The sequence below is a fragment of the Microbacterium sp. 71-36 genome (assembly GCF_001898305.1).
In the GTDB taxonomy this organism is placed as follows: domain Bacteria; phylum Actinomycetota; class Actinomycetes; order Actinomycetales; family Microbacteriaceae; genus Microbacterium.
Map to the genome: position 1 here is coordinate 756,030 of NZ_MKTP01000001.1, position 23,575 is coordinate 779,604.

Sequence of the window (23,575 nt, forward strand, 5' to 3'; positions counted from 1 at the left end):
CCCCCGATAAGATCGACGGAGGCTTTCACCCGACCGGAGGAACATCATGGACAGCGGCTTCTTCTCTCACGTCGTGCTCTGGACGATCGGCGCAGTCACCGCCGTCGGCGGCGTCGCCGCGATCGGCGCCCTCTTCTCGATGGGGCGCAACGCGAACTACAAGAAGCACTGACCCTCCGCACCAGGACGCCCCGGCCACCGCTCTCTCGAGTGGTCACCGGGGCGTCCTTGTGCGTCAGAGGGCGAAGACGACCTTGCCCGAGCGCTGCGAATCGCGTGCCGTGGCGAAGGCCTCGTCGGCATCCGTCACCGCGAACTCGTGCGTGAGCGCCGCCTCGATCCCGGGAGTACGGGCGAGCAGCTCCACGGCGCGGTCGATCTCGTCGAGGAAGCGGAACGCCCCGAGGTAGCGCACCTCCTTCGAGATGAAGGGGGCGAGATTCACGGGCCGCGGGTCATCGGGCAGCATCCCGACCTGGACGACGGTGCCACCGGGGCGAACCGACTTCAGCGCGGTCGAGATCGACACGGGCACGCCCGAGCACTCCAGGACCACCGCGAACGAGTTCGGCTCGACGGCTTGGGTGGACACGTCGATGGTCGCCGACGCCCCCAACGCCGTGGCGCGTTCGAGCGGGCCGGCGAGCACGTCGGTCGCGGTGACCCGTGCGCCCGCCGCCACGGCCGCGGCCACGGCCATGAGACCGATCGGACCCGAACCGGTGACGAGCACGTCGAGTCCTGCCACGTCGCCGGCCTTGCCGAGGGCGTGGAGGGCGACCGCCAGGGGCTCTGCCAGCACCGCGCGGCGCACCGGGAGCTCGACGGGCAGCACGCGCACCATGCCGGCCTCGACGATCAGGTATTCGGATGCCGCGCCCTGGGTGTGCGGCCAGGTCGAGGCACTGCCGAGATACGATCCCCCGGGCCATAGGTGCGGCGCGTGCTCGATTCCCTCGCGCGGCGAGCCGAAGCGCGCTGGGTGCACGGTCACAGCCGTGCCCGCAGCGAGGACGCCGGAGGGGTCGAGGTCGACCCGCCCCGACAGCTCATGGCCCGGAACGAGTGGTTCGCGCACGACGAAGGCGCCGTTGGCCCCCTCGTAGTAGTAGTGCAGGTCGGATCCGCAGATGCCGACGTACTCGACGCGGAGGCGGACCTCCCCCTCCCCGGGTTCGGGCACGGCGACATCGCGGACCGCGGCGGACAGGGCCTTCTCGATCAGCAGAGTTTTCACGGTCTTCCTCTCCGCGGTCAGACGACCGCCGTCATCCCTCCGTCGACGAAGATGTTCTGCCCCGAGACGAAGCTCGACGCGTCGGATGCCAGGAACAACAGCGCCCCGTCCAGTTCGGCGAAGTCGCCCCACCGGCGGGCCGGGGTCCGCTGCGTGAGCCACGCCGTGAACTCCGGGTCGTCGACCAGGTCGCGGTTCATCTCGGTCGCGAAGTACCCCGGCGACAGGGCGTTCACCTGGATGCCGAAGCGCGCGAGGTCGGCGGCCATTCCGGCGGTCAGCTGAGCGACGCCGCCCTTCGTCGCGGAGTAGGGCGCGATGGTCTGTCGGGCGAGCCGCGACTGCACCGAGGCGACGTTGACGACCTTGCCGGAGCCGCGCGCGACCATCGCCGGAGTGACGAACCGCGAGACGTAGAACACTCCGGAGAGGTTGGCCGCGACGATGTCGTCCCAGTCGGCGACGTCGAACTCGTGGATCGGTGCCCGGCGCTGCACGCCGGCGTTGTTGACGACGATGTCGGGCACGCCGACGTCCTGCAGCAGAGTGGTGATCGCGCCTTCGACCGCCACGGCATCGGTCACGTCGAACGTCACCGCGTGCGCGGGGCGGCCGGACAGTTCCTCGGCCTCGGCGCGGGTCTTCTCGACCGCGCCCGCGTCGCGACCGTGCACCACGACACGCGCTCCGCCGCGGGCCAGGGTCAGAGCCAGCGCACGGCCGAGACCCCGCGACGACCCCGTGACGAGGGCGAGCCGGTCGGAGACGTCGAACAGGTCGGCGGGGGAACCGGTCACAGGAGCGCTCCGATGCCGAACACGGCGAGCGCGGCGAGGAAGCCGAGTACCGACTCGATGGCCTGCTGCACGGTCCACGTCTTCAGGGTGGTCTTGACGTCCATGCCCATGAGACGGCCCACCAACCAGAATCCGGAGTCGTTGACGTGACCGGCGAACACCGATCCCGCCGCGGTGGCGAGGGTGATCGCGACGACCTGCAGAGGCGAGAAGTCGCCCGCCATGACGGCGGGCGCGGCCAGACCTGCCGCGGTGACGAGGGCGACGGTGGCGGAGCCCTGCGCGAGTCGCAGGATCACGGCGATGATGTACGCCGCGACGATGACCGGCAGGCCCAGGTCGCTGAGGCTGTCGGAGAGCGCGTCACCGATGCCCGAGGCGCGCAGGACGGCGCCGAACATCCCACCGGCGCCGGTGATGAGGATGACGGATGCCACGGGTCCGAGCGCCGAGTCCACGACCTTCTCGAGCGCGGTGCCGTTCTCGCCGCGGCGGAAGCCGAACACGACGGTGGCCACGAGCACGGTGATGAGCAGGGCGACGGGCGAGTTGCCGAGGAGGACGAGCACCTGCACGAGGGTGTTGTCCTTGTCGACCGCGCCGGCGGCGGCAAGCGTCGTGAGACCGGTGTTCAAGAAGATGAGGAGCATCGGCAGGAGCAGGACCGCGATGACCGTGGCGGGCTTGGGCGGATTCGCCGGCTGGTCGGCATCCACGTCGCCGAAGAGTGCGGGGACGGGCAGGACGAGGCGGCGCGCGATGAACTTCCCCCACAGGTAACCCGAGAGGTACCAGATCGGGAAGGCGATGATGAGGCCGACGATGAGGACCAGTCCGAGGTTGGCGCCGTAGAGGCCGCTCGCGGTGACCGGCCCCGGGTGCGGCGGCAGGAAGACGTGCATGACCGAGAAGGCGGCGGCCGCGGGCAGGCCGAACAGCAGCACGTTGTTGCCCGAGACGCGGCGGGCGATGGCGAAGATGATCGGCAGCATCATGACGAGTCCGGCGTCGAAGAACATCGGGAATCCGAGGATGAGCGAGACGATGCCGAGTGCGAAGGGCGCCCGCTTCTCCCCGAAGACGCGGACGAACGTCTCGGCGAGCGACTGCGCCCCACCGGAGTGTTCGATCAAGCGCCCGAGCATCGCTCCGAGCGCCACGAGGAGCGCGACCGTCCCGAGCGTGCCCCCGAATCCTCCGGTCAAGGTCGTGACGATGGCCGAAACGGGGATGCCGGCGGCGAACGCTGTGGCCAGCGACACGATGATGAGGGCCAGGAAGGCGTGCACCTTCAGCCAGATGATGAGCACGAGGATGAGAGCGATCGCGCCGGCGGCGATGGCGAGGAGAGGCGCCGTGCCGAGTGTCTGGGTCCAGTCGTCCAAGAGATCTCCGTTGATTCAGGATGGCGCGGCATCGGGCAAGCTGTGATTCGACCCGCACCTATGGGTGAGTGAGGGCATCTTCACACAAAGATCGTATCTTTGACAAGATAAGGTCGTACCAAAGACCTGAGGAGGGGTCATGGCCCGAGCGTCGCACGGATCACTGGTGGATGCCCTCGGCATGCGCATCGTCGACGGGGAGCTGCCCCCGGCCCACGTCCTCACCCTCGCCGCCCTCGAAGCCGACTACGGCGTCTCCCGCACCGTCGTGCGCGAGGCCGTGCGCGTGCTGGAGGCGATGGGCATGCTCGAGCAGCGACGCAGGGTCGGCATCACCGTGCGTCCCGCCGCGGACTGGAGCGCCCTGGACACCCGGCTCATCGGCTGGCAGCTCGCAGGCAAGCGCCGCGACCAGCTCATCGCGAACACCACCGAACTCCGCGCCGCGATCGAACCGGTGGCCGCACGGTTGAGCGCCCGTCGGGCGACCGACCTGCAGCGCGGGGAGATCTCCCGCCTGGCCGAGGAACTCGAACGCCTCGGCGCCGCCGGCCTCGGCAACTCGCCCGAGTACCTCGCAGCCGACATCGCCTTCCACGACCTCATCCTCGTGTCCAGCGGCAACCTCATGCTCGCCGCCGCACGTGCCCCCATCGCCGCCGCGATCGAGGGACGCGCGATGCACGGCCTGACCCCCGGCATCCCGAATCCCGACGCGCTCGACAACCACGTCGCCACCGCCGCCGCGATCAGCCGCGCGGATGCCGACGCCGCCGAGGAGCACACGCGGCTCTACGTCGCAGCCGTGCTCACCGAAGTCCGTCGCTCCATCTGACCCCTTCCCCCGACGAAGAGAGAAGCCATGACCGCCACCGCCCCGATCCTCGTCTTCATGGGTCCCGCCGGCACCGGCAAGTCCACCGTCGCCGGGATGCTCGCCGGCCGCCTCGGCTGGGACTTACAGGAGGGTGACGACCTGCACCCCGCGGTCAACGTCGCCAAGATGGCGGCGGGTCACGCCCTCGACGACGACGACCGGTGGCCCTGGCTCGACCGCGTCGCCGGGTGGATCGACGGCCAGATCGCCGCGGGGCGCCCCGGCGTCATCACCTGTTCTGCTCTCAAGCGCAGCTACCGGGATGTCCTGCGCCGCGACGGCGTGACCTTCGTGCTGCTCATGGGCGACCCGAAGCTCGTGCTCGATCGTCTGCTGCGCCGCCAAGGCCACTTCATGCCGCCCGCCCTGCTCGCCTCGCAGTTCGAGACCCTGGAGATCCCGGGTGCCGACGAGCGGGCGATCCACGTCGACCTCGACCTCACCCCGCAGCAGCAGGTCGACGCGGTCATCGCGCAGCTGCACCTCGCCCCCGCGACCTGAGCGGTCCCGGACCGAGCCGATAAAGTGGCGGGGGTGCGCGACTCCCGTCCGCCCACCCTTCTGCCGCACGTGAACACGGAGCAACGAATGACGTCGACCGATCAGAACCAGGCACCGCACGAGGCCGCTCAGCACCACGAGGGCGCCCCCTCCCCCGCGGACGTCGAGCGGCCCACGGCCGACGCCGCCTCGGCCCCTGCGGGCGAGGGCGACGGCCGCGCCAACATCGGCGTGGTGGGCCTCGCGGTCATGGGCTCGAACCTGGCGCGCAACCTCGCCAGCCGTGAGGGCAACACGGTCGCGGTCTTCAACCGCAGCGCCGACAAGACCGAGCACCTCGTCCAGGCGCACCCCGAGGCGGAGTTCGTCCCCTCCTTCTCGTACGAGGACTTCGCGGCGTCGCTGTCGAAGCCCCGCACGGCGATCATCATGGTCAAGGCCGGCCGCCCGACCGACTTCGTCATCGACGAGCTCGTCAAGGTGTTCGAACCGGGCGACATCATCGTCGACGGCGGAAACGCCCTCTTCACGGACACGATCCGCCGCGAGAAGGCCGTGCGCGAGACCGGGATCAACTACGTCGGCATGGGCGTCTCCGGCGGCGAGGAGGGCGCCCTCCTCGGGCCCTCGCTCATGCCCGGCGGCTCCGACGAGTCGTGGCGGACGCTCGGCCCGATCCTGACCTCGATCGCCGCGATCGCGGAGGGCGAGGCCTGCGTCACCCACGTCGGTCACGACGGGGCCGGCCACTTCGTGAAGATGGTGCACAACGGCATCGAGTACGCCGACATGCAGCTGATCGCCGAGGCGTACGACCTCATCCGTCGCGCGACCGGCAAGACCCCCGCCGAGATCGCCGACGTGTTCGCCGAGTGGAACCGCGGCGAACTGGAGTCGTACCTCATCGAGATCACCGCCGAGGTGCTGCGCCAGACGGATGCCGAGACGGGCAAGCCGCTGGTGGATGTCATCCTCGACCAGGCCGGAGCGAAGGGCACCGGTGCGTGGACGGTGCAGACCGCCCTCGACCTGGGCGTCCCCGTCTCGGGCATCGCCGAGGCCACGTTCGCGCGGTCCCTGTCGAGCCACCCGGAGCAGCGCGCGGTGTCGGGCGGTCTGCCCGGGCCGTCCGACGAGATCGGCGAGCACCTCACCGGCGCCGACGCCGACGCGTTCATCGAGCAGGTGCGCCTGGCCCTCTACGCCTCGAAGATCGTCGCCTACTCCCAGGGCTTCGACGAGATCCGCGCCGGTGCCGCCCAGTACGACTGGAACATCGACCTGGGCGCGGTCTCGAAGATCTGGCGCGGGGGCTGCATCATCCGTGCGCAGTTCCTGAACCGCATCGCCGACGCCTACGACGCCGAGCCCGAGCTGCCGGTGCTGCTGACGGCCCCGTACTTCGTCGAGGCCCTCGGCCGCGCGCAGGACTCGTGGCGCGGCATCGTCTCGCTCGCCGCCGCCGCGGGCATCCCGGCACCCGCCTTCAGCTCGTCGCTGGCGTACTACGACGGCCTGCGCGCCACGCGACTGCCGGCGGCGCTCATCCAGGGCCAGCGCGACTTCTTCGGTGCGCACACGTACCGCCGCATCGACAAGGAGGGGACGTTCCACACCCTCTGGTCGGGCGACCGCACCGAGATCGAGGCCGAGGACACGCACTGACGACAGCGCTCACGGGGCGGCGGCGGGCGTTGCTCGTCGCCGCCTCGGCGCTGTACGCCCTCGGGCTCTGGTGGATGACGCTCCGCCCCACACCGTACGACGACGGCACAGCGGGAGTGCTCCGCGCGTTCCTCGCGCTGCTCGCCTCCTCACCGGTGACGGCGTGGGTCACCTTCGACGTGGTCGAGTTCTCCGCGAACGTCGTGATGTTCGTCCCCCTCGGGGTGCTGGCGCTCCTGTGGGGCGGGACGTGGTGGGTCGGCATCCTGAGCGGTCTGGCGGTGAGCGCCGCGATCGAGACGACCCAGGCGCTGTTCCTCCCGACGCGCGTCGCCGACGTGCGCGACCTGGTCGCGAACACTCTGGGCGCCGCTGTCGGGGTCGCCGTCGCCGCGCTCCTCGCCCGCGCGGTCAGACTTCACAGCGAGCGCATAGCCGACGCCATAGAAAGCTCATAGATACCGGCGCACAATGAACCACATGACCGCGACCGCCAGCGCTCCCGCCTTCACCCGTCCGGACGGCAGCGCCCTCCGCGTCCTCGTCGTCGACGACGAGCAGATGCTCACCGACCTGCTGTCGATGGCCCTCCGCATGGAGGGCTGGGAGGTCCGCACCGCGGGCTCCGGATTCGACGCGCTGCAGTCGGCCCGGGATTTCGAACCGGATGCCATGGTGCTCGACATCATGATGCCCGACCTCGACGGCATGGCCGTGCTGCAACGGCTCCGCCACTCGGGCAACGACGTCCCGGTGCTGTTCCTGACCGCGAAGGACGCCGTCGCCGACCGCGTCGCGGGCCTGACCGCGGGCGGCGACGACTATGTCACCAAGCCCTTCAGCCTCGAAGAGGTCGTGGCGCGGTTGCGCGGCCTGATGCGCCGCGCCGGCACAGCTGCCACGCGTGACTCCGAGCCGATCCTCCGTGTCGGCGACCTGTCGCTGAACGAGGACAGCCACGAAGTCGTCCGCGCCGGCACCGAGATCGAGCTGACCGCCACCGAGTTCGAGCTGCTGCGCTTCCTCATGCGCAACCAGCGCCGCGTCGTGTCGAAGGCGCAGATCCTCGATCGCGTCTGGAACTACGACTTCGGCGGGCGCTCGAGCGTCGTGGAGCTGTATATCTCGTACCTCCGCAAGAAGATCGACGCCGGTCACGAACCGCTCATCCACACGGTCCGCGGCGTCGGCTACATGATCAAAGCGCCTCAGTGACCCGAGAGAAGGCGCGCCACCGCTGGACGCTGCAGTCGCGCCTGATGGTCGCGGTGATCGGCATGGTGGCGTTCATCCTGGTGATGATCGCGGTGTCCACGAGCGCGATCATCACGGGTGTCCTGCAGACGAACCTCACGGCGCAGGTCGCCGCCGCCGGCAACAACGTGGTGGTGGGGCCCACGAGCACCGCGAGCGACGTCCTCGCCGGGGGCCCGTTCCCCGATGGCACCGTGCTCGTGCTGCGCAGCGCCAGCACGGGCGACACCGGCGCCTACGTCGACGGGCGGTCCGTGAAGGCCCTCGACGACGAGCAGGTGAGTGAGATCCGCGACGCCGTCGCGAACGCGGTCACGACCGGGGCCTCCTCGTCCGACACCGTCGATCTGCCGGGCCTCGGGGATTACCGCATCGGCGTGCGGGGAAACCAGTTCGGGACCGTCGCGGTGCTGGGACTGCCCCTCAGCCAGATCACCGCGACGATCGGCGCCATTCTCACCACCGTGGCCCTCGTCACCGCGGGCGGCCTGCTGCTGCTCTCCGCGATCATCGCGGTCGTCATCCGCGTGGGCCTGCGGCCGCTGCGCGGTGTCGCCGAGACCGCGACCCGGGTAGCCTCCATCCGGATGGACCAGGGCGACGTCTCCATCGACGAACGCGTACCGGCGGAGCAGGTCGACGAGCACAGCGAGATCGGACAGGTCGGCCTCGCGCTGAACTCGCTGCTGGACCGGGTCGACGCCTCGCTCGCCGCCCGCCAGCGCAACGAGGAGCTCATGCGCCGATTCGTCGCGGACGCCAGCCACGAGCTGCGGACTCCCCTGGCATCCATCCGGGGGTTCTCCGAACTGTCGCTGCGCGCCATTCGCCAGTCGCAGGACGACGAGAGCCGCCAACGCATCGCGATGGCCGTGGAGACGACAGAGCAGTCGCTCGAGCGCATCCAGGCGCAGTCGCTGCGGATGACCGCCCTCGTCGAGGATCTGCTGCTCCTCGCGCGCCTGGACGAGGGACAGGAGCTCGTCTACGGCACCGTCGACCTCACCCGTCTCGCGGTCGAAGCGGTCGGCGACGCCCGGCCGGCGGGGCCCGACCACGCGTGGTCGATCGACGTCGACGATGAACCCGTGGAACTCGCCGGAGACTCGGCGCGGCTCAACCAGGTGGTGGCGAACCTCCTCGCCAACGCGCGTACCCACACGCCCGCCGGCACGGAGGTCACGGTGTCGGTGACCCGCGAGGGCGACGACGCCGTGCTCCGAGTGCACGACGACGGCCCGGGGATCGATCCGGCCGTGGCCGCGCAACTGTTCGCACGGTTCGCCCGTGCCGACCGTTCCCGCGACCGGAAGACGGGCGGCACCGGCCTCGGGCTCTCCATCGCGAAGGCCATCGTCGAGGCCCACAACGGCACGATCACGGTGGACAGCACACCGGGCGACACGACCTTCGAGATGCGACTCCCGGCGAAGCCCACCGATCCGGTCTGAGGCGGGCCCCGGGGAACCGATGACACCCGGCGTTCGAGATCGGCCATTCGCCGTCACTTCGCGGAAACGTTCGTCTCGCTAGGCTGAGCATCACCTGGGGGGCCCGGGTCCTTCCCGCGGAAGTCGGGACGGAGCAATCGGAGGTATGTGATGGTTCGTGCCCGCGTGTGTGGATTCCTCACCGTGGCCGTCATCGCATCGGTCATCTCGGCCGCCGGGGCGGCGCGCGCGGAGACCGTACCCGCACCGGTGCCCTCCGGCGGCTTCGTCGACCAGCCGGCCTTGCCCGGCGGCGGCCCCTTCACCATCGATCCTTCGGTACCCGAAGGCACCTTCGACCCCATGCCGACGGAGCCGTGGCCGACCGCGGTGTCGACGGTGCCGCCCGAGGCGCCCGTCGGCACCTTCGAGTGGAGCCACCCGGCCGAGACCGCCATGCCGTACTTCCCCTCGAGAGGCGGCACGACGACGTATCGCGGCACGGACGGCGAGGTGCCGCAGGACGTCGACCCCGCCGCCCCTCAGGGTGTCGAGCCGGTGGAGGAGCCCGCGGAGACAGTCACCGCATCGCCCTCCCCGATGGTTCCCACCGCATCGCCCTCCCCCACCGCTGCGCGGGAAGGATCGGGGGAACCCGGAACGGCCGAGCCGACGTCGTCGGCGCAGAGATCGCCCGTGCCCGGCGTGCCCGGTCTGATCATCGGAATCCTGCTCCTCGTCGCCGGAGTGGCGATCGTGGGCTATCGCGGACCCGTCTACGCAGCCGCGGCGAGGGCGGAGGCGCGGTTGTTCGCGAAGGGTTCCGCCGACCGCGCTCGGCGACTCCGGAGCCCTCTGCCGGTCGCCGTCGTGGGGGCGTTCGCTGTGCTGACGGGCGTCGTGATGATGGTCTACGCGCTGTGGGGCTTCTCGATCTGATCGTCGGCGCCGCCCAGGATCGGCGGCCCGGCGCAGCAGTCCCGACGAACGCGAGCCGTCGTCAGTAGCCCGCGAAGGCGTCGGTCGTCAGCGACTTCGCGCGGGACAGCGCGGGGGCGAGAGCCGCGATCAGCCGCGGCGGACCCGACACGTACGCCGTGCGCTGCGCGATGTCGGGGACCGCACGCAGGAGCGCCTCGGCATCCACCCGATCCGGACCGGCCCACACCCACCCCGCGGGAAGGGCATCCGGCTCGTCGCGGCTGAACACGACCACCGGGATGCCGCCGGCAGCGATGTCGTCGCGGAACGCGAGCTCGTTCGCCTCCGAGACGACGTACACGAGCACCACGTCGCGGGTCTGACCGGTCGCGGCGAGATGACGCAGCTGCGAGACGAACGGGGTCACGCCGATGCCGGCGGCGACCAGGAGCACCGGCGACGTCGGACGCGAGGGGAGGACGAAGTCACCCCACACCCCCGTGACAGCGAGCGTGCCGCCCACCGGGACCTCGGCGAGTGCCCGCTTGTACGACGACTGCGAACCGTCCTTGAACGCGATGCGGACCGTCGGGAGGTCCTCGGGCGCCGAGGCGATCGAGAACTCCCGCCGCGTGCCGCGGGCATCGGGCCGGCGGTGCGGCACGTCGAGCTCGAGATACTGCCCCGGCGAGAACGTGAACGACCGCGCGGCACGGAACGTCAGCTCGCGCACCGTCGGGGTCAGATCGCGCCGCCCCTCCAGGCGGAGTCGCACGGCGGCGCGCAGGCAGAAGAGGAAGGCCACGAGGTTCCCGACGAGCAACGCCCGCTCTTGGCCGAGGGTGATCCCGCCGAGGGCGATGGGCCACCCCGCGAGCACGCCGACGAGGATCGCCACGACGAACTGCTGCCGGCGACGCGGGGGCAGGGTCAGCGGCTCGGACAGCATGAACGCCCCGAGGAACAGGAACGGCGAGGAGAACGCCACCTGCAGCAGCACCGCCGGGACGTCGACGGGGAACCCCGCCGCCTGGAACTGCACCGTCGTGCGCACGAACGCGACCGCCGCGGCCACGACCCAGAACACGAACACCACCGCGAGACGGTCGGTGCGTGCCAGGAGCAGCAGCCCCAGGAGCAGCACCGGCGCAGCCAGCCACGGCGACCCGACCCACCACGCGGACGCGCCGAGGTCGGGTGCCCACACGCTCACCACGGTCAGCACGGTCGCACCCGCCGCCGCCGGGTTGAAGATGTGCCGCCCGCGCCAGGCGAGCAAGTACTTCGACAGGGATGCCGCGACCCCGGCGAGCACGAGACCCGCCAGGCCCAGCGGTTCCACGGTCGGACGCACGACGAACAGCAGGATCGCGGCCGTGATCAGCGAGGACTCCAGGCGCCGTGGCATCCGCAGCACGCTCTGCGCGACGAAGTCGGTGACGCCGCACGCGAGAGCGAGCACCACGGCGCTCACGAGGATCTCGAGCGGGTCGGGGACCACGAGGCCGGCGAACGACAAGGCCAGCGCGAGGAGCGCCAGGACGCCCAGCGCCCCCAGCACGAGCCGATACATCGAGACGCGGCCGAGGACTCCGCGGACGCGGGTCGAACCCGCGGTCAGGGTCGCACTCATCAGAAGATCTCTCCCTCGAATCCCGGCGACCACTCCACGCGGCCGTCCGTACGCATCCGCACCCAGGGCGCGGTCCAGGCGGCCGCCAGTTCGGGGCCGCCGTCGAAGAACAGGGCGGTCGCCAGCGCATCCGCGCGCATCGCGGTGTCCGCGATCGCCCAGGTGGCCGCGTACGCCTGTACGGGTGTTCCCGTGCGGGCGTCCAGCACGTGGTGCAGTCCGTCGCCCCAGGCCCGCCGGGTGATCGCCGAGGCGCACAGGGCGGCGTCCCGCACCTCCACCACGCCGATCGCGCGGGTGGGGTCGTACGGGTGCTCGAGGCCGACCCGCACCGGTGCGCCGCGCACGGCGAGATCGCCCGAGCCGTCGACGATCACGTCGCCCTCGGCCCCGGCGCGGACGACGTCGAGCACGCGGTCCACCAGCCGCCCCTTGCCGAGCGCGCCCACATCGAGCGTCGCCGGGCGGGACAGCGACAGGACACCGCTCCCCCACCCCACGACGTCGCGCCAGTTCGGCGCCGCCGCCGGAGCCCCCCACGGCGCGAGCGTCAGCCGGGCGTCGTACCCGAGCCGGGCCAGGGCATCGCCCACGAGCGGATTCACCGCGCCGTGCGTCGCCGCATCGAGCTCGTCGTACAGCGTCAGCATCGCTTCGGTGTCCTGAGGCGCCTCGACGGATGCCACGCGTCCCTCCGCCAGGGAGGACACCACCGAGTCATCGCGGAAACGCGACCATTCGCGGTCGAAGGCGTCCACGACGTCGGCGACCGCGGCACGCGCGGCGGCCGACAACGGCTGCGCGGTCTCGATCGCCCACGCGGTGCCGATCGCGTCGAACGTCCACACCGCCCCGGCCGCGGTCGCCGCGGTCACGACGTCAGGCCTTCGCCTCGGACTTGATCGTGTCGAGGGCCTTCATGAAGCCGCCGCTGGTGAGCGAAGACCCGGCGACCTTGCTGACGGAGATCTCGTCGACCTTCTTGCCGACCACCTCGTCCTTGATGCCCCCGATGAACTCGCTCTGGTAGCGCCGGGACTCCGCCGCCTGCGGGTCACCGGTGACCGTGACGTCCGTGACCGTGTCGCCCGCGATCGTGAGGGTCACGTCGACCGTCTCGACGCTCTCGGGGGTGGCGTACTGGCCGGTGGCCTCGTACGTGCCGTCGGAGTAGACGCCGTCGGACGCCGCGGCCCCCGACGAGGAGTCGGTCGTGGCGCTCCCGCTCGGCGCCGACGATGCGGCGGGGGCGGAGGCCGACGCGGCCGGCGCGGCGGCGTCGGCGTTGCCGCCGGAGCATCCGGCGAGGGTCACCACACCGGCGACGCCCAGCAGGGCGGTGCCGATGCGGACGGGGCGGGGGACGGCGGTCGTGCGGATCATGAGGGTCCTCTTTCGGTCGTGCCTCGCGGAGCGATCGTGCTCACGATGAACACACGATCTCGAAACGGACCTGGTTCAGACCTCGGCGAACCTATGAGCGCGCCCTGAATCTCAGGCGTCTCCGCCGAACATGCTGGTGACCGAACCGTCCTCGAAGACCTCGTGGATCGCGCGCGCGAGCAGCGGGGCGATCGGCAGGACCGTGAGCCGGTCGAACCGGCGCTCGGCGGGCAGCGGGACGGTGTCGGTCACGACGACCTCGTCGATCGCCGGGTCCTGCAGACGCTCGGTGGCGGGATCGCTGAAGATGGCGTGGGTCGCGGCGACGATGACCTTGCGCGCGCCGCTCGCCTTGAGGGCCTGCGCGGCCTTCTGGATCGTGCCGCCCGTGTCGATCATGTCGTCGACGAGGAGGCACGTGCGCCCCTTCACGTCACCGACGATCTCGTGCACCGAGACCTGGTTCGCGACCTTCGGGTCGCGACGCTTGTGGATGATCGCGAGCGGGGCGCCGAGGCTGTCGGACCACGTGTCGGCGACGCGGACCCGACCCATGTCGGGCGAGACGACCGTGAGGGTCTCTCGGTCCTCGCCGGTGAGCCCCTGCTCGAAGTGCTCGAGCAGCACGGGCTTGGCGAACAGGTGGTCGACGGGACCGTCGAAGAAGCCCTGGATCTGCGCGGCGTGCAGGTCGACGCTCATGATGCGATCGGCACCGGCGGTCTTCAGCAGATCGGCGATGAGACGGGCGCTGATCGGCTCGCGACCGCGGCCCTTCTTGTCCTGACGCGAGTAGGGGTAGTACGGGGCCACCACCGTGATGCGCTTGGCGGAGGCGCGCTTGAGGGCGTCGAGCATGATGAGCAGCTCCATGAGCCACTCGTTGACCGGCGGACCGAAGGACTGCACGACGAACACGTCGCAGCCGCGGATCGACACCTCGAAGCGCGTGTAGATCTCGCCCGAGGCGAAGGTCCGGTGCTCGGTCGGCGCGAGCTCGGTGCCGAGGTGGCGCGCGACCTCGTGCGCGAGCTCGGGGTGCGACCGGCCCGAGGCGACGACCAGCCGCTTCTTGGTCTTGGCGACGAGCCCGGGGGCGATGCCGTTGTCGCGGTCGAGATCTACACGGTTCTTCTTACGAGCCATCGCGCGCTTCCTGTTCACCCCGGGCCCGCACGGCCACATCGGCCGCTCCGGTGCCCGGTCGATTCTTCTCGACCCACCCCTCGATGTTCCGCTGGGGGGCGACGCTGAGTGCCAGGGCACCGGCCGGGACGTCCTTGCGGATCACTGCGCCGGCACCGGTCTTGGCGCCATCCCCAATCGTAACGGGCGCGACGAAGACGTTGTGCGAACCGCTGTGCACCTCGTCGCCGATCACGGTCCGGTGCTTGGCGATGTCGTCGTAGTTGGCGGTGATCGCGCCGGCACCGAGATTGACGTTGCGCCCGATCTCGGTGTCTCCGATGTACGACAGGTGCGGCACCTTGCTGCCCTCGCCGATCGAGGAGTTCTTCACCTCGACGAACGTGCCGACCTTGCCGTTCACGCCGACCCGTGCGTTGGGACGGAGATACGCGAACGGGCCGACCGTCGCGCCCGCCTCGACGACCGCGAGCGTCGCATCGGTCCGCGTGATCGTGGCATCCTCGCCCACCTCGCAGTCCACGAGGGACGTGTCGGGTCCGATCGTCGCGCCCGCGGCGATCACCGTGGCGCCCCGCACGTGGGTGTTGGGGAGGAGCGTGACATCCGGCGCGAGCACCGCGGTCACGTCGATCCACGTCGTGGCCGGGTCGACGACCGTCACGCCCTCGCGCTGCCAGTGCCGCACCGTGCGGGCGTTGAGCGTGCGCCCCGCCTCCGACAGTTGGATGCGGTCGTTGACCCCGAGCGCCGCGGCGGCGTCGGGCGTGACGGATGCGGCGACGCCCAGCTCCGCGTCGCGCAGCAACGCCACGACGTCGGTGAGGTACTTCTCGCCCTGCGCATTGGCCGTGCCGACCCGCGCGAGCTGGTCGCGCAGCGGCGCGGCGCGGAAGACGTAGACGCCGACGTTGATCTCGGTGACCGCGGCCTCGTCGGCCGTGGCATCCTTCTGCTCCACGATCCGGCGGACGGCGCGCGCGTCGTCGCGGATGACCCGGCCGTAGCCCTGCGGGTCGTCCACCTCCGCGGTGAGCAGGGTGACGGCGGTGCCGCCGGACCGATGCGCCTGGAGGAGCCCGGTGAGGGTGTGCGTCTCGAGCAGGGGCACATCACCGCTGAGGACGAGCACGTCGCCCGCGAAGTCGTCCAGGGCGCCGAGGGCGGCCTCGACGGCCCGCCCCGTACCGGGCACCTCGTCCTGGTCGACGATCACGACGCCCGGCGCCAGCTCGGTGATCGTCTCGGCCACGCGGTCGCGTTCGTGCCGGACGACCACCACGATGCGAGCCGGATCGAGGGATGCCGCGGTGTCGAGCACGTGCCCGACGAGCGGCCGACCGCCGACCGCGTGCAGGATCTTCGGGGTGCGCGATCGCATGCGGGTGCCCTGGCCCGCGGCGAGGACGACGACGGCGAGCTCGGTCGATGAGGTCATGCTCCGCCGCCAGGATTCGAACCTGGACCTAACAGCTCCAAAGGCTGTCGTGCTGCCGTTACACCACGGCGGACCGTGCCCGCGGGCACCGGTCAAGTCTGCCAGACGGCGGCCCGACGGCGTTCTCGACATAATGAACGAGTGAGCCGGGACAGCGACGAGGTCGATCGCATCGTCGAGGCGTGGGTGCACCAGCGACCCGACCTCGACTTCTCGCCGTTGGAGGTGCTCTCGCGTGTCGCCCGCCTCTCGCGGCACCTCGACATCGCTCGCAAAGAAGCGTTCCGCCGCAGCGACATCGAGTCGTGGGAATGGGACGTGCTCTCGGCCCTCCGCCGTGCGGGCGAGCCCTACCAGCTGAGCCCCAAGCAGTTGCTGCAGCAGACGCTCGTCTCCAGCGGCACCATGACCAACCGCATCGACCGGCTCGTCGCCCGCCGGTTCGTCCGACGTGAAGCCGATCCGGGCGACGGGAGGAGCATCCTGGTGACCCTGACCGACGACGGACGCGTGCGCGTGGATGCCGCGATCACCCGCCTCGTCGACGCCGAGGCCCTGCTGCTCGACGGGCTCTCGCGCGGCGACCGCGATCGCCTGGCGACGCTGCTCCGCAAGCTCAGCCTGGGATTCGACGCGTGAGCGAGACGGTGGCGACCCCGACGCCGTGGCAGCGGGTCAAGACGTGGCTGGATGTGCGGTTCCGCTCCCCCTCGGCGATCTACGGCCTCATCGTCTTCACGACGTTCGTCACGCTCGCCGACGACGAGGCCCACGACGTGGCCGAGGTGCTCCTGAACTCGACCGCGACCCTCGTCGTCTTCTTCATCGCGCACGTGTTCGCGCACACCCTGACCGAGCACGGCGACCACGGCTTCCGCGGGTCCACCCGCAACGCCATCCGACACGCCTCCGGGATGCTGTACGCCTCCGTGCCGTCGATCCTCGCCCTCGCGTACGGCATCGTCACGGATCAGTCCGTGTCGGACGCCGTCGACAACTGCATCACGGCGATGTTCGTGGTCCTCGCGATCCTCGGCTACCACGCCTTCCGGCGCCGTGGCTACCGCGTCTTCGGACGCATCATGGGCGCACTCGCGACGTCGTTCCTCGGGATCGTGATCGTGATCCTGGAGATCGCGGTCCACTGACACCGTGTCCGCTCGAGCGGACTCCGCTCAGCCGATCGCCTCGGTGAGCTCGAACCAGCGCAGTTCGAGCTCATCGCGCTCGGCCTCCCACTGCGAGATGCGCTCCATCTCCTTGCCCAGCCCCACGTAGTCCGCCTGGTCGTGGTCGACGAGGGCCGCCTTGGCGCGATCGATCTGCTGCTGCAGCTTCTCGATCTTCCGCTCGGCGGCCGAGGCCTCCTTCTGCGCGGCGCGGAGATCCGCTCCCTGGAGACCCGAGGATGCCGCGGGCGCCGCCGCCGCGGTGGAGCGCGTCGGCTCGGCATCCTGGAGCGCCCGGAGGCGCAGGTACTCGTCGACTCCCCCGGGAAGGTGGCGGAGCTTGGCATCCAGGATCGCGAACTGCTGATCCGTCACGCGCTCGAGGAAGTAGCGGTCGTGCGAGACGACGATGAGCGTGCCCGACCACGAGTCCAGCAGGTCTTCCACCGCCGCGAGCATGTCGGTGTCGAGGTCGTTCGTGGGCTCGTCGAGGATCAGGACGTTCGGCTGGTCGAGCAGGATCAGCAGCAGCTGCAGGCGCCGCTTCTGCCCGCCGGACAGGTCTTTCACCGGCGTCGAGAGCTGAGCGCTGGAGAAGCCCAGACGCTCGAGGAGCTGGCCGGGCGTGAGCTCCTGCGCCTTGGACCCGGCACCGAACGTGTACGTCGTGCGCAGACTCGCGATCACGACCCGCACGGGATCGTTCAGATGCTGCTCGAGCTCGTCGAGGCGCTGGGTGAGGGTGGCGACCTTCACCGTCTTGCCGCGCTTGACTCGGCCGCTGGTCGGTTCGAGAGTGCCGGTGACCAGGCTCAGCAGCGTCGACTTGCCGGCACCGTTGACCCCGAGGATGCCGGTGCGCTCCCCGGGCGCGATGCGCCACTCGACGTCTCGGAGCACCGTCTTCTCGCCGAAGGCCACCCCCGCGTCGAGCAGATCGACGACGTCCTTTCCCAGGCGCGCGACCGCGAGCGACTGCAGCGCGACCTTGTCGCGGATCTCGGGCACATCCGCGATGAGCTCGTTCGCCGCGTCGATGCGGAACTTCGGCTTCGACGTGCGCGCCGGAGCCCCGCGACGCAGCCACGCCAGCTCTTTGCGGGCGAGGTTCTGACGCCGCTGTTCGATGGATGCCGCCTGCCTGTCGCGCTCGACCCGCTGCAGGATGTACGCGGCGTAGCCGCCCTCGAAGGGCTCGACGATGCGGTCGTGCACCTCCCACGTGGCGGTGCAGATCTCGTCGAGGAACCAGCGGTCGTGCGTCACGACCAGCAGCCCGCCGGCGTTCGGCGCCCACCGCTTCTTGAGATGTCCGGCGAGCCACGTGATCGCCTCGACGTCGAGGTGGTTGGTGGGCTCGTCGAGGAAGAGCACGTCCCAGTCGCCGGAGAGCAGCTTCGCCAGAGCGACGCGACGGCGCTGGCCGCCCGACAGATCACCGAGCCGCGCATCCCACGGCAGGTCGCCGAGGAGCCCGGCGATCACGTCGCGCGTGCGCGCGTCGCCCGCCCACTCGTGCTCGGCGCGGTCGCCGACGACGGCGTGGCCGATCGTGTCGTCGTCGTCGAGGGTGTCCTGCTGGTCGAGGACGCCGACGGTCACTCCCCCGCGCACGGTGACGCGCCCGCCGTCGGGCTCGCGGATGCCGGCGAGCATGCCGAGGAGACTCGACTTGCCGTCGCCGTTGCGGCCGACGATGCCGATCCGGTCGCCTTCGTTCACCCCGAGCGAGACGGAGTCGAACACGACCTTGGTCGGGTATTCCAGGTGCAGGGCTTCGCCCCCGAGCAGATGTGCCATATCCGCTCCAGGCTACGCGGGTCCGGCGGGGGCGAACCACGAGACTGCATCCGGCTGACGAAACCCGCGCACCCTGCAGTGGGGTTGTCAGGCGCGTGCAGTCTCGCGGAGACCGCTCGCGCAGAGCGCCCTGCTACCGGAACGCGCAGCGGGGCCGCCCGGAATCCCGGACGGCCCCGCTGGTGTGGCGTCGGCTCAGAGGTTGTTGTCGGCGAGCCAGGCCTTCGCGATGTCGGCCGACGACTGCTGGTCGACGGTCGACTTCACGTTCAGTTCCACGAGGCCCTCGGGGGTGAGGGCGGCGGAGACCTTGTTGAGCACGTCGGACACCTGCGAGGCGACCTTCGAGTTCACGACCGGAACGACGTTCGAGGCCAGGAAGAGGCCCTTCGGGTCTTCCAGGGTGACCAGGTTGTCGGTCTGGATGCGCGGGTCGGCGGTGTAGACGTTCGCGACCTGGATCGTGCCGGCGACGAGATCGTCGACCGTGGTCTCACCCGTGGGCGAGAACTGCACGTCGACGCCGTAGGTCGACTTCAGACCCTGCGGGCCGTACGGGCGCTCGGCGAGCTCGGCGTTGCCGCCGAGGGTCAGTCCGGTCGTGACCTTGGAGAGGTCGGCGATCGAGGTCAGACCGTTGGCATCCGCGAACGCCTTCGTGACCGTGTACGAGTCCTGATCGGTGGCCGACGACTGGTCGAGCACCTCAAGGCCCTCGGGGAGAGCGGCCGGGAGCGCCGCGTAGACCTCATCCGCGGTGCGCGCCGTCGTCTCCTTGTCGAAGAACTGCAGCAGGTTGCCGCTGTACTCCGGGAACACGGTGACGGTGCCGTCCTCGAGCAGCGGGATGTACGCGTCACGCTGACCGATCTGGAACTGGCGCTTGACCGTCAGCCCGGAGTTCTCGAGAGCCTGCGCGTAGATCTCGGCGATGATCTCGTTCGAGAAGTAGGCCTGCGAGCCGACGACGATCTCGGCCGACGATGCGCTGGCGTCGCCGCCGTTGTTGCTCAGGGGGTCGCTCGAGGCGCCGCAACCGGCGAGGGCGAGCGAGGCGACCGCGAGCCCGGCGAGGACGCCGAGACCCTTGCGAGTTCGTGCTGTGAACATGGGTTCCTCTTTCTGGTGGTGGAGAGTCGGGTGAGTCAGGCGTTGCCCGGGGGCACGGCGGGGGCTCCCACCGCGATCGCCTCGGCGCGCCGCTCCCGCGCCGAGCGCGTCCGGGGCGAGGCGGCGCCCGCGGCGCGGATGCCGCGCGGGACCACGAGGTGCTGCAGGAGGGCGAACAGTCCGTCGATCACGAGAGCGAGGACCGCGACCAGGATCGCACCGCCGATCAGGATGTCGAAGCGGCGCAGCGGGATCGCCGCGATGATGTACTGCCCGAGGCCGCCCAGCCCGATGTAGGCCGCGATCGTCACGGTCGCGAGGACCTGGAGGGTGGCGGCGCGGATGCCGCCGACGAGCAGAGGCAGGCCGAGCGGCACTTCGATGCGCCACAGGATCTGGGTTTCTGTCATGCCCATGGAACGTCCGGCGTCGATGACGCGACGGTCGATCGCCTCGAAGCCGGTGTACGCCCCCGCCAGCAGCGAGGGGATCGCCAGCACGACGAACGAGATCACGGCCGCCTCGGGCTTGTGCAGCACGCCGAGCAGCAGCGTCAGCAGGATGAGCAGACCGAACGACGGGATCGCGCGCGCAGCGCCCGAGATCGCGACGGCCGTCTCACGACCCCGCTCGGTGTGGCCGATGTACCAACCGAGCGGGATGGCGATGGCCCCGGCCACGACGACGGAGACGAGCGTGTAGAGCAGCTGCACGCCGATCGCCGCGGGGATGGAGTCGAACCCCGTCCCGGGGTTGCCGGAGAAGATCCAGGCGAGCGCATCGCCGATGAGGTTCATGCCTTCACAAACGTCCGGTCGGCCTGCCGCGAGACGGTCTTCGTCCCCCGGGTCCAGGGCATCAGCAGGCGACCCGCGAGAACGAGCAGCAGATCGATCACCAGTGCGATCACGACGACGGCGAGCACACCCGTGAAGACCTCGGGGATGATCCGTCGCTGCAGACCGTTCGTGAACAGGTAGCCGATGTTCTGGATGCCGACGAGGATGCCGACCGTCGCCAGGGCGATCGTGCTCGCCGATGCGACGCGGAGTCCCGCCAGGATCACGGGCCCCGCCAACGGGAACTCCACCGCCCAGAAGCGGCGGAACGAGCCGTATCCCAGGGCGGTCGACGCCTGGCGCACGCCGGCGTCCACCGAGTCGAGACCGTCGGCGACGGCGCGCACGAGGATCGCGACGGCGTAGATCGCGAGCGCCACGATGAGGTTGGTCTCACTGACGATCGAGTACCAGCCGGTGACCACGGGCATGAGGATCAGCAGGGCGAGCGAGGGGATCGTGTACAGCAGGCCGGTGATCGTGATGACGCTGCTGCGCACGAGTCGATAGCGCCAGGCGACCCAGCCGAGGGGGACGCTGAGGACGAATCCGGCCAGGAGCGCGATCAGGCTCTGGCGGAGGTGGGCCACCGTCAGCTCCCCGATCAGCCCGAGGTTGTTGAGGACCCAGGTCACGGGCGCGGCTCCTCCACGAGGGCGCCCTGCGTGCGCCCCTCGGCGTCGACGACGACCGTGCCGTGCTCGGTCGCCTTCAGGCGCAGGGCGCGCTTGCCCTTGACCGCACCGATGAAGCTCGCGACGAAGTCGCTCGCCGGATTCTCGATGATCTCGCTCGGTGCCCCGACCTGGGCGACGTGGGCGCCCTTCTCGAGCAGCACCACCTGGTCGCCGAGGAGGAACGCCTCGTCGATGTCGTGGGTGACGAACACGATCGTCTTGCCGATGTCGTTCTGCAGTCGGATGAGCTCCTGCTGGAGTTCGTCGCGCACGATCGGGTCGACCGCGCCGAACGGCTCGTCCATCAGAAGGATGTTGGGGTCGGCGGCGAGACCGCGCGCGACGCCGACGCGCTGCTGCTGGCCGCCCGAGAGCTGGCTCGGATAGCGGTCGGCCATCGCGGTGTCGAGGCCCACCGTCTCCATGAGTTCGAGAGCGCGGGTGCGTGCCTTCTTGCGGTTCTCGCCCTGGAGCACGGGAACCGTGGCGATGTTCTCGGCCACCGTGAAATGCGGCAGCAGCCCCGAGTTCTGCATGACGTAGCCGATGCTCCGGCGGAGCTGCACCGGCGGCCGCGACGCGATGTCGTCGCCGTCGATGGAGATCGTGCCGGCCGAGGGCTCGACCATGCGATTGATCATGCGGAGGAGCGTCGTCTTGCCGCAGCCCGAAGACCCCACGAAGACGGTCGTCTTGCGGGACGGGATGACGAGACTGAAATCGTCGACGGCGCGGGTGCCGTCGGGGAAGACCTTCGAGACGGCCGAGAACTCGATCATGCGCGTGCCCGACTCAGTCGGAGACCACGACCTTCCGGTCGAAGGCGACGTATCCCGCGAAGTCGGTGCCCACTCGATCGACCGCGCCGGGGCGCAGATCGGGGTACGACCACGCACCGTCGGTGAGCTCGGCACCGTCGAGGGAGACGTTCCAGTACTGCGCCGCGCCCTTCCACGGGCAGGTGTACGGAGTGGGGCTCTGCGACAGGGCGCCGGCGCGGACGGCGCTCGGCGGGAAGTACCAGTTGCCCTCGATCGAGACGAGATCGTCGCGCTCGGCTTCGGCGATCACCACGCCGTCGAGTACTGCCTTCATGGGATTCCCCTTTCGTGGCCGCTCGCGGGCACAGCGCCCGCCGGTGCAGGTCCACCACGTTCGAGGCTAGTGAGGGCCACCGACACCAAACGCAAGATTGCCCCGTGTGACGACCTGGGCTATGGTGCGCCGCGGTCAGACCACACGCGCGCCGGACACGGGGCCGTGGACGTGCAGGGCGGGGAACCCGGCGGCGCTCAACGTGACCTGCAGGTCGATCGCGGCGGTCTCGTCGGCGGCGAGGAACGCCAGGGTCGGTCCCGAGCCGGACACCAACCCCGCGAGCGCGCCCGAACGCTCACCCCGTTCGAGGACGCGGGCGAGGTCGGGACGCAGGTGGAGGGCGGGCGCCTGGAGGTCGTTGCGCACGGTCGCGGCCAGCATGCGCGGGTCACCCTGACGGATCGCGTGCAGCACATCGGGGTCGACCGCCGGGACTCGCGGGGCCGGCCCGATGTCGACCGCGTGGCGCTCGCGGTGGGCGTCGAGTTCGCCGTAGACCACCGGGGTCGACAGCCCCTGGTCGTTGGGCACGAGCACCCAGTCGAAACGGCCGGAGGCCAGCGCCGGGCTCAGCTCGTCGCCGCGACCGGTCCCGACGGCGGTCCCGCCGAGGAGGGCGAACGGCACGTCGGCACCCAGCTGCGCCGCCAGACGCGCGAGGTCGGCGGTCGGCATCCCGATCCCCCACAGCGCGTCGCACGCGACCAGGGCGGCCGCAGCATCCGCGGACCCGCCGCCCATGCCCCCGGCGACCGGCACGGCCTTCCGCACCGACAGGTGGGCGCCCCGATCGATTCCGCCGACGCGGGCCAGAAGCCGCGCTGCGCGGACCGCGAGGTTGCGCTCGTCGGTGGGCACGCCCTCGACGTCGACCGTCGAGGTGCCGACGATCTCGATCGTGATGTCGTCGGCCGGTGTGGCCGTGATCTCCTCGTACAGCGACACCGCCTGGTAGGCGGTGGCGACCTCGTGGTAGCCGTCGTCGGCCACATCGCCGACCTCGAGGAAGACGTTGATCTTCCCGGGCGCGCGCACGCGCACCGCAGCGGGCTCGTGGCCGCTCATCGCCGACCTCGCCCCACCGGGAGTCCGCATGCTCCGCCGTGTGCGAAACTGGAACGTCGGACAGACATCCCCCGGCCCGCTGACGACGGGTCGACGGCGGCCGGTCCGGAACGGGCGATCTCAGTCACTCTTCGACAGTAGCGCCCCCCT

25 protein-coding genes and 1 tRNA gene are annotated in these 23,575 nt (G+C 70.5%); 10 read left to right on the forward strand and 16 right to left on the reverse strand.

Annotated features, from left to right (window positions below):
- The first annotated feature begins 46 nt into the window (after window positions 1-46).
- Complete coding sequence (locus tag BGO45_RS03785; protein WP_292691051.1) at window positions 47-172, forward strand: hypothetical protein; 126 nt, start codon at window positions 47-49, stop codon at window positions 170-172.
- Window positions 173-235: 63 nt separating this feature from the next.
- Here BGO45_RS03785 and BGO45_RS03790 read toward each other — a convergent pair whose 3' ends face one another.
- The 3 genes from BGO45_RS03790 to BGO45_RS03800 are packed head-to-tail and all read right to left on the reverse strand — an operon-like array spanning window position 236 to window position 3,419.
- Entirely contained in the window at window positions 236-1,237 is a 1,002-nt protein-coding gene (locus BGO45_RS03790; protein ID WP_292691053.1) for a zinc-binding dehydrogenase, read from the reverse strand.
- 17 nt (window positions 1,238-1,254) lie between these two features.
- Window positions 1,255-2,034: an SDR family oxidoreductase gene (locus BGO45_RS03795; RefSeq protein WP_292691055.1), complete on the reverse strand. Its 780-nt coding sequence runs from the start codon at window positions 2,032-2,034 to the stop codon at window positions 1,255-1,257.
- A complete protein-coding gene (locus BGO45_RS03800; protein WP_292691057.1) occupies window positions 2,031-3,419 on the reverse strand; it encodes a GntP family permease in 1,389 nt (462 codons plus the stop codon). The genes BGO45_RS03795 and BGO45_RS03800 overlap by 4 nt, the downstream gene beginning before the upstream one ends.
- A gap of 139 nt (window positions 3,420-3,558) precedes the next feature.
- On the opposite strand from BGO45_RS03800, the gene BGO45_RS03805 reads away from it, so the two are divergent.
- The 7 genes from BGO45_RS03805 (at window position 3,559) to BGO45_RS03835 (ending at window position 10,085) form a co-directional block, all read left to right on the forward strand.
- Entirely contained in the window at window positions 3,559-4,254 is a 696-nt protein-coding gene (locus tag BGO45_RS03805) for a FadR/GntR family transcriptional regulator (RefSeq protein ID WP_292691059.1), read from the forward strand.
- A 27-nt stretch (window positions 4,255-4,281) separates the two neighbouring features.
- Window positions 4,282-4,797 carry a gluconokinase gene (locus BGO45_RS03810; protein ID WP_292691061.1) on the forward strand — a complete coding sequence of 172 codons (516 nt, stop codon included), beginning with the start codon at window positions 4,282-4,284 and terminating at the stop codon, window positions 4,795-4,797.
- An 87-nt stretch (window positions 4,798-4,884) separates the two neighbouring features.
- On the forward strand, window positions 4,885-6,462 hold the full coding sequence (gene gndA, locus BGO45_RS03815) for an NADP-dependent phosphogluconate dehydrogenase (protein WP_292691063.1): 1,578 nt from the start codon (window positions 4,885-4,887) through the stop codon (window positions 6,460-6,462).
- A gap of 29 nt (window positions 6,463-6,491) precedes the next feature.
- The gene (locus BGO45_RS03820; protein WP_292691065.1) at window positions 6,492-6,920 is read left to right on the forward strand and encodes a VanZ family protein; all 429 of its coding nucleotides are present in this window, start codon (window positions 6,492-6,494) and stop codon (window positions 6,918-6,920) included.
- Window positions 6,921-6,942: 22 nt separating this feature from the next.
- Complete coding sequence (locus BGO45_RS03825; RefSeq protein ID WP_076493857.1) at window positions 6,943-7,677, forward strand: response regulator transcription factor; 735 nt, start codon at window positions 6,943-6,945, stop codon at window positions 7,675-7,677.
- Window positions 7,674-9,167 (forward strand): ATP-binding protein, encoded by a 1,494-nt coding sequence (locus BGO45_RS03830; RefSeq protein ID WP_366515014.1) that lies wholly within the window; start codon window positions 7,674-7,676, stop codon window positions 9,165-9,167. Before BGO45_RS03825 ends, BGO45_RS03830 begins: the two co-directional genes overlap by 4 nt.
- 183 nt (window positions 9,168-9,350) lie before the next feature.
- Window positions 9,351-10,085, forward strand: coding sequence for a hypothetical protein (locus tag BGO45_RS03835; RefSeq protein ID WP_292691070.1), 735 nt, complete (start codon window positions 9,351-9,353; stop codon window positions 10,083-10,085).
- A gap of 61 nt (window positions 10,086-10,146) precedes the next feature.
- Here the strand turns inward: BGO45_RS03835 and BGO45_RS03840 are convergent, their stop codons facing one another.
- The 6 genes from BGO45_RS03840 to BGO45_RS03865 all read right to left on the reverse strand — a co-directional run bounded on the left by BGO45_RS03840 (window position 10,147) and on the right by BGO45_RS03865 (window position 15,740).
- Window positions 10,147-11,700, reverse strand: coding sequence for an FAD-dependent oxidoreductase (locus BGO45_RS03840; RefSeq protein WP_292691072.1), 1,554 nt, complete (start codon window positions 11,698-11,700; stop codon window positions 10,147-10,149).
- Complete coding sequence (locus tag BGO45_RS03845; protein WP_292691074.1) at window positions 11,700-12,575, reverse strand: FAD:protein FMN transferase; 876 nt, start codon at window positions 12,573-12,575, stop codon at window positions 11,700-11,702. The genes BGO45_RS03840 and BGO45_RS03845 overlap by 1 nt, the downstream gene beginning before the upstream one ends.
- Window positions 12,576-12,579: 4 nt before the next feature.
- The gene (locus BGO45_RS03850) at window positions 12,580-13,083 is read right to left on the reverse strand and encodes a hypothetical protein (RefSeq protein WP_292691076.1); all 504 of its coding nucleotides are present in this window, start codon (window positions 13,081-13,083) and stop codon (window positions 12,580-12,582) included.
- A gap of 111 nt (window positions 13,084-13,194) precedes the next feature.
- Window positions 13,195-14,229, reverse strand: a complete 1,035-nt coding sequence (locus BGO45_RS03855; protein WP_292691078.1) for a ribose-phosphate diphosphokinase — start codon at window positions 14,227-14,229, stop codon at window positions 13,195-13,197.
- Window positions 14,219-15,667, reverse strand: a complete 1,449-nt coding sequence (gene glmU / locus BGO45_RS03860; protein WP_292691079.1) for a bifunctional UDP-N-acetylglucosamine diphosphorylase/glucosamine-1-phosphate N-acetyltransferase GlmU — start codon at window positions 15,665-15,667, stop codon at window positions 14,219-14,221. Before glmU ends, BGO45_RS03855 begins: the two co-directional genes overlap by 11 nt.
- Window position 15,668: 1 nt before the next feature.
- Window positions 15,669-15,740: transfer RNA gene (locus tag BGO45_RS03865), tRNA-Gln, on the reverse strand.
- A gap of 68 nt (window positions 15,741-15,808) precedes the next feature.
- Here BGO45_RS03865 and BGO45_RS03870 point away from each other — a divergent pair.
- Together BGO45_RS03870 and BGO45_RS03875 are read left to right on the forward strand one after the other, a co-directional pair.
- On the forward strand, window positions 15,809-16,306 hold the full coding sequence (locus BGO45_RS03870) for a MarR family transcriptional regulator (RefSeq protein ID WP_292691081.1): 498 nt from the start codon (window positions 15,809-15,811) through the stop codon (window positions 16,304-16,306).
- Window positions 16,303-16,815, forward strand: coding sequence for a hypothetical protein (locus tag BGO45_RS03875; RefSeq protein ID WP_292691082.1), 513 nt, complete (start codon window positions 16,303-16,305; stop codon window positions 16,813-16,815). Before BGO45_RS03870 ends, BGO45_RS03875 begins: the two co-directional genes overlap by 4 nt.
- Before the next feature lie 27 nt (window positions 16,816-16,842).
- Here the strand turns inward: BGO45_RS03875 and BGO45_RS03880 are convergent, their stop codons facing one another.
- The 7 genes from BGO45_RS03880 to BGO45_RS03910 form a co-directional block, all read right to left on the reverse strand.
- Window positions 16,843-18,636, reverse strand: a complete 1,794-nt coding sequence (locus BGO45_RS03880; RefSeq protein ID WP_292691084.1) for an ABC-F family ATP-binding cassette domain-containing protein — start codon at window positions 18,634-18,636, stop codon at window positions 16,843-16,845.
- A 195-nt stretch (window positions 18,637-18,831) separates the two neighbouring features.
- Complete coding sequence (locus BGO45_RS03885) at window positions 18,832-19,746, reverse strand: ABC transporter substrate-binding protein (protein WP_292691086.1); 915 nt, start codon at window positions 19,744-19,746, stop codon at window positions 18,832-18,834.
- 35 nt (window positions 19,747-19,781) lie between these two features.
- A complete protein-coding gene (locus tag BGO45_RS03890; RefSeq protein ID WP_292691088.1) occupies window positions 19,782-20,543 on the reverse strand; it encodes an ABC transporter permease in 762 nt (253 codons plus the stop codon).
- A complete protein-coding gene (locus tag BGO45_RS03895; RefSeq protein ID WP_292691090.1) occupies window positions 20,540-21,220 on the reverse strand; it encodes an ABC transporter permease in 681 nt (226 codons plus the stop codon). The genes BGO45_RS03890 and BGO45_RS03895 overlap by 4 nt, the downstream gene beginning before the upstream one ends.
- Window positions 21,217-22,041 (reverse strand): ABC transporter ATP-binding protein, encoded by an 825-nt coding sequence (locus BGO45_RS03900; protein ID WP_292691092.1) that lies wholly within the window; start codon window positions 22,039-22,041, stop codon window positions 21,217-21,219. Before BGO45_RS03900 ends, BGO45_RS03895 begins: the two co-directional genes overlap by 4 nt.
- 13 nt (window positions 22,042-22,054) lie before the next feature.
- A complete protein-coding gene (locus BGO45_RS03905; RefSeq protein ID WP_292691095.1) occupies window positions 22,055-22,357 on the reverse strand; it encodes a DUF427 domain-containing protein in 303 nt (100 codons plus the stop codon).
- Between the two features lie 135 nt (window positions 22,358-22,492).
- Window positions 22,493-23,425 (reverse strand): 4-(cytidine 5'-diphospho)-2-C-methyl-D-erythritol kinase, encoded by a 933-nt coding sequence (locus tag BGO45_RS03910; protein ID WP_076493881.1) that lies wholly within the window; start codon window positions 23,423-23,425, stop codon window positions 22,493-22,495.
- Window positions 23,426-23,575: the final 150 nt, after the last annotated feature.

Excerpts from the sequence above, each read along its gene's own strand:
- BGO45_RS03785 (WP_292691051.1), top strand. The coding sequence starts at position 47 with ATGGACAGCGGCTTCTTCTCTCACGTCGTGCTCTGGACGATCGGCGCA.
- BGO45_RS03805 (WP_292691059.1), top strand. The coding sequence starts at position 3,559 with ATGGCCCGAGCGTCGCACGGATCACTGGTGGATGCCCTCGGCATGCGC.
- BGO45_RS03810 (WP_292691061.1), top strand. The coding sequence starts at position 4,282 with ATGACCGCCACCGCCCCGATCCTCGTCTTCATGGGTCCCGCCGGCACC.
- gndA (WP_292691063.1), top strand. The coding sequence starts at position 4,885 with ATGACGTCGACCGATCAGAACCAGGCACCGCACGAGGCCGCTCAGCAC.
- BGO45_RS03825 (WP_076493857.1), top strand. The coding sequence starts at position 6,943 with ATGACCGCGACCGCCAGCGCTCCCGCCTTCACCCGTCCGGACGGCAGC.
- BGO45_RS03840 (WP_292691072.1), bottom strand. The coding sequence starts at position 11,700 with ATGAGTGCGACCCTGACCGCGGGTTCGACCCGCGTCCGCGGAGTCCTC.
- BGO45_RS03850 (WP_292691076.1), bottom strand. The coding sequence starts at position 13,083 with ATGATCCGCACGACCGCCGTCCCCCGCCCCGTCCGCATCGGCACCGCC.
- BGO45_RS03855 (WP_292691078.1), bottom strand. The coding sequence starts at position 14,229 with ATGGCTCGTAAGAAGAACCGTGTAGATCTCGACCGCGACAACGGCATC.
- glmU (WP_292691079.1), bottom strand. The coding sequence starts at position 15,667 with ATGACCTCATCGACCGAGCTCGCCGTCGTCGTCCTCGCCGCGGGCCAG.
- BGO45_RS03880 (WP_292691084.1), bottom strand. The coding sequence starts at position 18,636 with ATGGCACATCTGCTCGGGGGCGAAGCCCTGCACCTGGAATACCCGACC.
- BGO45_RS03885 (WP_292691086.1), bottom strand. The coding sequence starts at position 19,746 with ATGTTCACAGCACGAACTCGCAAGGGTCTCGGCGTCCTCGCCGGGCTC.
- BGO45_RS03890 (WP_292691088.1), bottom strand. The coding sequence starts at position 20,543 with ATGAACCTCATCGGCGATGCGCTCGCCTGGATCTTCTCCGGCAACCCC.
- BGO45_RS03900 (WP_292691092.1), bottom strand. The coding sequence starts at position 22,041 with ATGATCGAGTTCTCGGCCGTCTCGAAGGTCTTCCCCGACGGCACCCGC.
- BGO45_RS03905 (WP_292691095.1), bottom strand. The coding sequence starts at position 22,357 with ATGAAGGCAGTACTCGACGGCGTGGTGATCGCCGAAGCCGAGCGCGAC.
- BGO45_RS03910 (WP_076493881.1), bottom strand. The coding sequence starts at position 23,425 with ATGAGCGGCCACGAGCCCGCTGCGGTGCGCGTGCGCGCGCCCGGGAAG.